At 39.2% G+C, this 7,317-nt stretch carries 5 protein-coding genes; 1 reads left to right on the top strand and 4 read right to left on the bottom strand.

Features of this window, described 5'->3' with window-relative positions; all coding sequences use genetic code 11:
• From Q0X89_RS13185 to dnaE, 4 genes are all read right to left on the bottom strand, one after another.
• The coding region (locus tag Q0X89_RS13185; protein WP_297694928.1) for a GIY-YIG nuclease family protein at nt 1-251 on the bottom strand (251 nt) is incomplete at its 3' end.
• A gap of 228 nt (nt 252-479) precedes the next feature.
• Nucleotides 480-1,409 (bottom strand): DUF58 domain-containing protein, encoded by a 930-nt coding sequence (locus tag Q0X89_RS13190; RefSeq protein WP_297694929.1) that lies wholly within the window; start codon nt 1,407-1,409, stop codon nt 480-482.
• 71 nt (nt 1,410-1,480) lie between these two features.
• Nucleotides 1,481-1,798, bottom strand: a complete 318-nt coding sequence (gene trxA / locus Q0X89_RS13195) for a thioredoxin (protein ID WP_019670586.1) — start codon at nt 1,796-1,798, stop codon at nt 1,481-1,483.
• A 100-nt stretch (nt 1,799-1,898) separates the two neighbouring features.
• Entirely contained in the window at nt 1,899-6,284 is a 4,386-nt protein-coding gene (dnaE, locus tag Q0X89_RS13200) for a DNA polymerase III subunit alpha (protein WP_297694932.1), read from the bottom strand.
• A gap of 154 nt (nt 6,285-6,438) precedes the next feature.
• Here dnaE and Q0X89_RS13205 point away from each other — a divergent pair.
• On the top strand, nt 6,439-7,317 hold an 879-nt coding region (locus Q0X89_RS13205; protein ID WP_297694934.1), incomplete at its 3' end, for a sulfatase-like hydrolase/transferase.

The raw sequence follows: 7,317 nt of genomic DNA on the forward strand, positions 1-7,317 counted from the left end.
CTACCAGACCAATTTTGTATTAAGCGTTTATAAAAAGTACGATTTTTTTGATTTTTTAAAAATCGTTCTCTCTTTATTGCTTCGGTTCTTGTATTGAACACTTCAGAATACACCAATTTCCATGGTATTTTCTTCGAAGTGTATTTAGAAAGACCTTCATTATGATAAGTCACTCTTTTTATCAAATCTTTAGTTTGACCAATATAAAAAGAGTTGTCTACGGCACTTTCAATGATATATACAAAAAACATACTTCTAAGAACGTGTTTGCCTTGTGACAGGCAGTCCCGAGTACTCGGGATAACCAACTGAACTACCAGACCAATGATTTTATCCGCCTCAAGCGGACGCTGACGACAGTCAGCTTCAAACCTTGTTACATATCTTTGTCCACCAAAACTTCTACTGAGTTGAAGGTGGGTGCAAATATACGTTGCTAAATGAATTCCACAAACAATTTATTTAAAATTCCACCGACACTATAAGAAATTCTGTCGCTCGATCATAAAGGTATTTAATACTTTGGTAAAAGGTTGCCGTATATCTACCTCCACATATTTTATCTTATACTGTGCACATTTTAGTTTTAAGTCATTTAAATATTCACTGATCCCTCCTTCATAAGCCTCTTTTATGGTATCTGCATAGAGGTCTATATGGCTGCCGGTTTCTAAATCAACAAACCTTTTTGGAGTATTCTCAAAATTAAAATGCAATTCGGTTTCGTTATCAAGCAAATGAAATAACACTACCTCATGCTTATTGTATTTTAAATGTCGCAGTGCATCAAATAGCTTTTCATCTGATGTCGCAGTCTGAAACATATCTGTAAAGAGGAATACGAGACTTCGCCTTTTAATCTTCTCGGCTATCTGATGTAAATAGGTATACATCTCCGTCTGCTTGGCGGGTTTATTGTCAAGGCTTATCTCGCTTAGTTTGGCCAGTAACATTTGGTGGTGTCTTTCGCTTCCCTTCTCAGAAGCGTAGAAGCTATAGGCGTCAGAAAATACACTTAGGCCCACAGCATCTCGCTGCTTTTTAAGGATGTTCATCAGAGCAGCAATAGCTAGCACCCCAAAACCAATTTTATTTAAATTATTAATAGACAGCTTCTTAATTTCAGGGTAGTACATAGAAGCCGAATTGTCTAAGATCATATGGCACCTGAGATTGGTTTCTTCTTCATACCGTTTTGTATAAAGCTTGTCCGTTTTTGCAAACAACTTCCAGTCTATATGTTTGGTGCTCTCCCCGGTATTATAAATTTTGTGCTCGGCAAACTCTGCTGAAAAACCGTGAAAAGGGCTTTTGTGGATGCCACTGATAAAGCCTTCCACTATCTGGTTTGCCAATAATTCCAGGTTTTGAAATAAGGGTGCGTTATGTAATTCTGACCGCAAATCCATAGGACCAAGATAAACTAAAAAAGGTTTAGCAATTGCTAAACCTTTTTTAAAATTGAAGTTTCTTTTTTTATTTAAAGTACCGCTTCAATTGCATCGGTATATACTTTTTTCGGAGATACCCCAACCTGTCTTGTTACTATCTCTCCATTTTTGAATACAAGAACTGTTGGAATGTTTCGTACTCCATATTTTGCAGCGTATTCCTGATTGGTATCAACATCCACTTTTCCCACTACCGCTTTACCGTCATATTCAGCACTTACTTCCTCTATAATAGGTCCTACCATTCTACAAGGACCGCACCAGGCTGCCCAAAAATCTACCACTACGGGTTTATCACTTTTTAAAACTACTTCGTCAAAAGTAGCATCTGTTATTTCTAAAGCCATATTGTTTTGTTTTATAATTACACAAATTTAGTCAATTATTCGACTCTTTCATTACTCCAATAGTATTCGTTTTTCTTATTACCCTATTGGAAAAGCTTATTTAATTTAATTTATAATGTACGTCCTTTTCTTCCAGTGTATGCAGCAGTTCACTGGTGATCTCTACTTTTTGTTTTCTGCTGGACAGGTTTACTTTTATTTCTTCATTCATTTCGTAAATCACAAAATTTAGCGGATGCTTCCCCTTGTAAGAGATAAGAGTATCCTTTAGTGCGTGAATATTTTCTTCTCTGAGCTGGTCAATATTTAATTTTATGGTCAGTTTTTTGGCAAAGTTTTCCATGGTTTCCTGCAACAACATAAAATTGACGTACTGTAAGCGCGCGTCTCCTTTTTTACCGGTATCACGGTTTGTCCATCCTTCCCTGACAAATACTTTCACAAATACAAACGAATTAATCATCAGAAAGTGTCGGAATTTTAAATATTCTTCACCAAAAATTCGAAACTCATAGGTGTCTGTATAGTCCTCCATGGTGAATAGAGCCCATCCCTTACCATTTTTAGAAACCCGGTGTTGCACATCTGTAATGACTCCCGCAAAAGCAAGATCCCTGTTTACGTAGTCTTCCAAATTATTAAAAAAGGAAACATTGGCATTGCAAAATGCATTAATCTCTGTCCTGAAATCATCCAGTGGATGCCCGGAAATATAAATACCTACTACCTCTTTTTCTCTTCTGAGTTTTTCCATAGTACCCCATTCTTCACAAGGGGGTACTTCAGGTTCCGGAATTTGAACTTCACTGGTTTCACCAAACAAACTTACCTGTGATGAGTTTTCGCTTTCCTGAAATTTGGAACCGTATTTAATAACCATTTCAAGGAAGGTGCTGCTGTCTCCTGTCTTGTGAAAATATTGCGCTCGGTGTGTGTCCCCAAAGGAATCGAACCCTCCGGCCAGCGCAAGGTTTTCAAATGCTTTTTTATTGGCTGCTCTTAAATCTATTCGCTTTGCTAAATCAAACACCGATTTAAAGGCACCGTTCTCTTTTCGGTTTTCAACAATCGTCTCAACGGCTGAACGGCCAACGCCTTTTATTGCTCCCATGCCAAATCTAACAGCATTGTCTTTATTTACCGCGAATTTATAATAGGATTCGTTTACATCCGGACCAAGAACTTCAAGCCCCATGCGTTTACATTCTTCCATAAAAAATGTAACCTGCTTTATGTCGCTCATATTGTTCGAAAGAACGGCAGCCATATATTCTGCAGGATAGTGCGCTTTTAAATAGGCCGTTTGATAGGCAATATAGGCATAGCAGGTAGAATGACTTTTGTTAAAAGCATATGAGGCGAAAGCTTCCCAATCCTTCCAGATTTTTTCCAGGGTTTCCCTGGGATGTCCATTTTTTTCACCCCCATCCAGGAACTGCGGTTTAAGCTTTTGTAGCAGGGCAAATATTTTTTTACCCATTGCTTTTCTGAGAACATCTGCTTCGCCTTTAGAAAAACCTGCTAGTTTTTGTGATAATAACATCACCTGTTCCTGATAGACGGTTATCCCGTAGGTTTCTTTAAGGTACTCCTCCATCTCAGGAAGATCATAGGTAATTTCTTCATCCCCTTTTTTTCTCGCGATAAAACTGGGAATATATTCCATGGGACCGGGACGATAAAGCGCATTCATGGCTATCAGGTCGTCAAAAACCGAAGGTTTCAGATCTTTAAGGTGTTTCTGCATCCCCAAAGATTCATATTGAAATATCCCAACCGTATCTCCTCTCTGGAATAGCTCATAAGTGGGGGCATCATCAAGGGGAAATTCATCCGGATCTAATTGTATTCCATGTTTGGCTTTTACAATTTTAACGGTGTCCTTTATAAGCGTCAGCGTTTTCAGACCAAGGAAATCCATTTTTAACAGACCCGCATTCTCTACCACAGAATTGTCGAACTGGGTTACGTATAAATCAGAATCTTTAGCTGTCGCAACAGGAACAAAGTTGGTTATGTCATCCGGGGTAATAATTACACCACAAGCATGGATGCCGGTATTCCGTAAAGAACCTTCAAGTACCCTGGCCATCTTCACGGTCTGCGCCTCCAAATCTTCTCCCTCCGATATATTAAGCAGATTATTTACTTTTTCCAATTCATCAGACCGAAACCGCTTTTTAAGATCCGCTTCGGGAACCCCAAAGATTTTGCTCAGTTTGGACATATTGGGAATTAATTTCGCAATACGGTCTGCATCGTTTAAAGGCAGATCCAGAACTCTTGCTGTGTCTCTGATAGAAGATTTGGCGGCCATGGTACCATACGTTATAATCTGAGCCACCTGGTTCGCACCATATTTATTGATAACATAATCCATGACTTTTCCACGGCCTTCGTCATCAAAATCAATGTCTATATCCGGCATTGAAACCCTGTCCGGGTTAAGGAAGCGCTCAAACAGCAGGTCGTATTTCAGAGGGTCAATATTGGTTATCCAAAGGCAATAGGCCACTACAGAACCTGCGGCAGACCCTCTTCCCGGGCCCACCGAAACGTCCATATTCCTTGCTTCCCTTATAAAATCCTCGACAATTAGAAAGTAACCCGGATATCCGGAGTTCTCAACCGTTTTTAATTCAAAATCTATTCGTTCCCTTATCTCATCTGTAATCTCGCCATATCTTCTTTTGGCCCCTTCATAGGTAATATGCCGGAGGTAGGCATTTTCACCGCGTTTCCCCCCATCTGCTTCATCTTCTTTTACCTTAAATTCATCCGGAATTTCAAACTCCGGTAAAAGTACGTCCCTGGCCAGTTCATAAGGCTCTATTTTGTCAACGATTTCCTGAATATTCAGAATAGATTCCGGCAGGTCTTTAAATAATTCTTTCATTTCAGAACCACTCTTAAAGTAATATTCCTGGTTGGGCAGGCCATACCTGTAGCCGCGACCCCTGCCTATTGGGGTGGCCTGTTTTTCACCATCCTTAACGCATAATAAAATATCGTGCGCGGCGGCATCTTCCTTCGCGCAATAATAAGTATTGTTAGTGGCAACCAGTTTTACCTGGTGTTTTTTGGCAAATTCAACAAGTACTTTATTGGCTCTTTCTTCATCTTCCTGGCCATGCCTCATGATTTCTAAATAAAAGTCATCTTTAAACATAGTTTTCCACCAAAGCAGTGCCTCTTCGGCCTGTTTTTCACCAATATTCAGAATTTTGGATGCTACTTCGCCATATAGGTTTCCACTCAGGACAATGATATCATCTTTAAACCGGGATATAATGCTTTTATCAATTCTGGGCACATAGTAAAATCCATCGGTGTAGGCAATAGAAGACATTTTTGCCAGGTTGTGATACCCGTTTTTATTTTTGGCCAGCAATACCATTTGATACCCATAATCTTTGACGTTTTTATTGGTGTGGTTATCGCACACAAAAAATTCACAACCAATAATGGGTTTTATAAAATTTCTTTGAATAGTATCTTCATTTTCAGCTGCGTCGGCAGCTGTTTCTTCTACCATTTTATTATGGGCCTTTACCTCTTTAACAAAGTGAAAGGCACCCATCATATTGGCGTGATCTGTCAATGCTACCGCAGACATCTTATTCTCAGAGGCACTTGCAACCAGGTCCTTTACTTTAATCGTAGACTGCAGAACCGAAAATTGAGAGTGGTTATGCAGATGAATAAATTCTGCGTCTTCAAGTGACTTTATATTTTGGTTCAGGTCCTCTTCGGAAACTTCTAATGCATCTAAATTTTTGAGATGTTTGGATATTTTTTCGGAAGCCTTCTTTAGGTTGATATGTTTTAAACCTATTAACTGAATTTCCTGAGGGTTGACTTCAGTAAATTTTTCGAAGTAATCTGGTTGCACATCCAGTTGTACTTTGGTGTATTGTTTTCTTCTTATGAGTTCTAAAAAACATCGGATCGTGGCTTCTACATCAGATGTGGCATTGTGTGCTTCGGCAAAAGGTGTATTGAACAAATACTGATGAAGCTCCGTAAGGGTAGGGAGCTTAAATTTACCACCCCGTCCTCCCGGAATTGCACAGAGGGTGGCCGTATGTTCTGTACATGTATCCAGAACAGGCAATTCTCCTAGCAGCGTTTTGTGGTTGGCTCTGTAAAATTCAGCCCCCATTATGTTAATATCGAAACCAACATTCTGGCCGACTACAAATTTGGTCTTGGCAAGTGCATCATTAAATTTCTTTAAAACTTGGGCCAGGGGATGTCCCTTTTCACGGGCAAGTTCGGTAGATATCCCGTGAATTTTTTCAGCGTCATAAGGAATATTGAAGCCATCGGGCTGTATCAGGTAGTCCTGCTGGTCCAATAAATTACCCATTGCATCGTGCAATTGCCAGGCAATTTGAATACAACGGGGCCAGTTTTCAGTATCACTTACCGGAGCATCCCATCGCTTTGGCAGGCCAGTAGTTTCGGTATCAAAAATGAGGTACATAGTAATTTGGTATCAGCTTGAAAAAAAGTAGCTAAAAATAATCAAAAACAAAATTCATAAATAGCAGAGTTGTCACGAGTTATTAACGTCGGCACAGATATTATTTTTTAAGTTCTTTTGAGATACATATCTTTAAAACATAAAGTTATAAGAAATGAATATTAAGATCAAATTGTCAGGTTTACAGCTAATATTGAGTGTTTTGGTTTGCGTAACAGCATTGCAAAAAACCTTTGGACAAGATAATAAGCAACCTAATTTTATCATAATCTTTGCAGATGATCTTGGTTATGGAGACCTGGGGGTTTATGGCCATCCCACTATTCAAACTCCCAACCTGGATCAAATGGCATTCGAGGGACAAAAATGGACCAATTTTTATGCAGCTGCCAGTGTTTGCACACCCAGCAGGGCCGCTTTACTTACCGGAAGATTAACGGTAAGGAGTGGCATGTCCAGCCATAAACGAAGAGTACTTTATCCCAATTCCAAAAATGGTTTGCCGGCATCTGAAATCACCCTGGCCGAACAACTCAAGCAGGTAGGTTATAAAACAGCCTGTATAGGAAAATGGCATTTGGGTCATAAGGAGCAATATCTCCCAACCAATAATGGTTTTGACTATTACTATGGGATTCCATATTCTAATGATATGGATAAGGTGGTAGATATTCCCTATTGGGAGTATTGGAAACAACCCGATGAGGCAATTAAAACAAATCATTTTAATGTTCCCCTAATGCGAAATACTGAGATCATAGAACGCCCGGCTAATCAAAATACAATCACCCTCAGATATACAGATGAAACTATTTCATTTATAAAGAAAAACAAGGAAAATCCATTCTTTATCTATTTAGCACACAACTTGCCCCACATACCCTTATTTGTTTCAAAAGAATTCAGAGGCAAAAGCAAACGTGGATTATACGGCGATGTATTGGAAGAAATTGATCATGGGGTTGGGAAAATAATTGCCACCTTGAAGGAAGAAGGTCTCGAAAACAACACTATAGTGGTGTTTACTTCTGAT

It is taken from the genome of uncultured Eudoraea sp. (assembly GCF_947258525.1).
Classification (GTDB): domain Bacteria; phylum Bacteroidota; class Bacteroidia; order Flavobacteriales; family Flavobacteriaceae; genus Eudoraea.

Coding starts and splice junctions, on each gene's coding strand:
- dnaE (WP_297694932.1), bottom strand. CDS start 6,284: ATGTACCTCATTTTTGATACCGAAACTACTGGCCTGCCAAAGCGATGG.
- trxA (WP_019670586.1), bottom strand. CDS start 1,798: ATGGCTTTAGAAATAACAGATGCTACTTTTGACGAAGTAGTTTTAAAA.
- Q0X89_RS13190 (WP_297694929.1), bottom strand. CDS start 1,409: ATGGATTTGCGGTCAGAATTACATAACGCACCCTTATTTCAAAACCTG.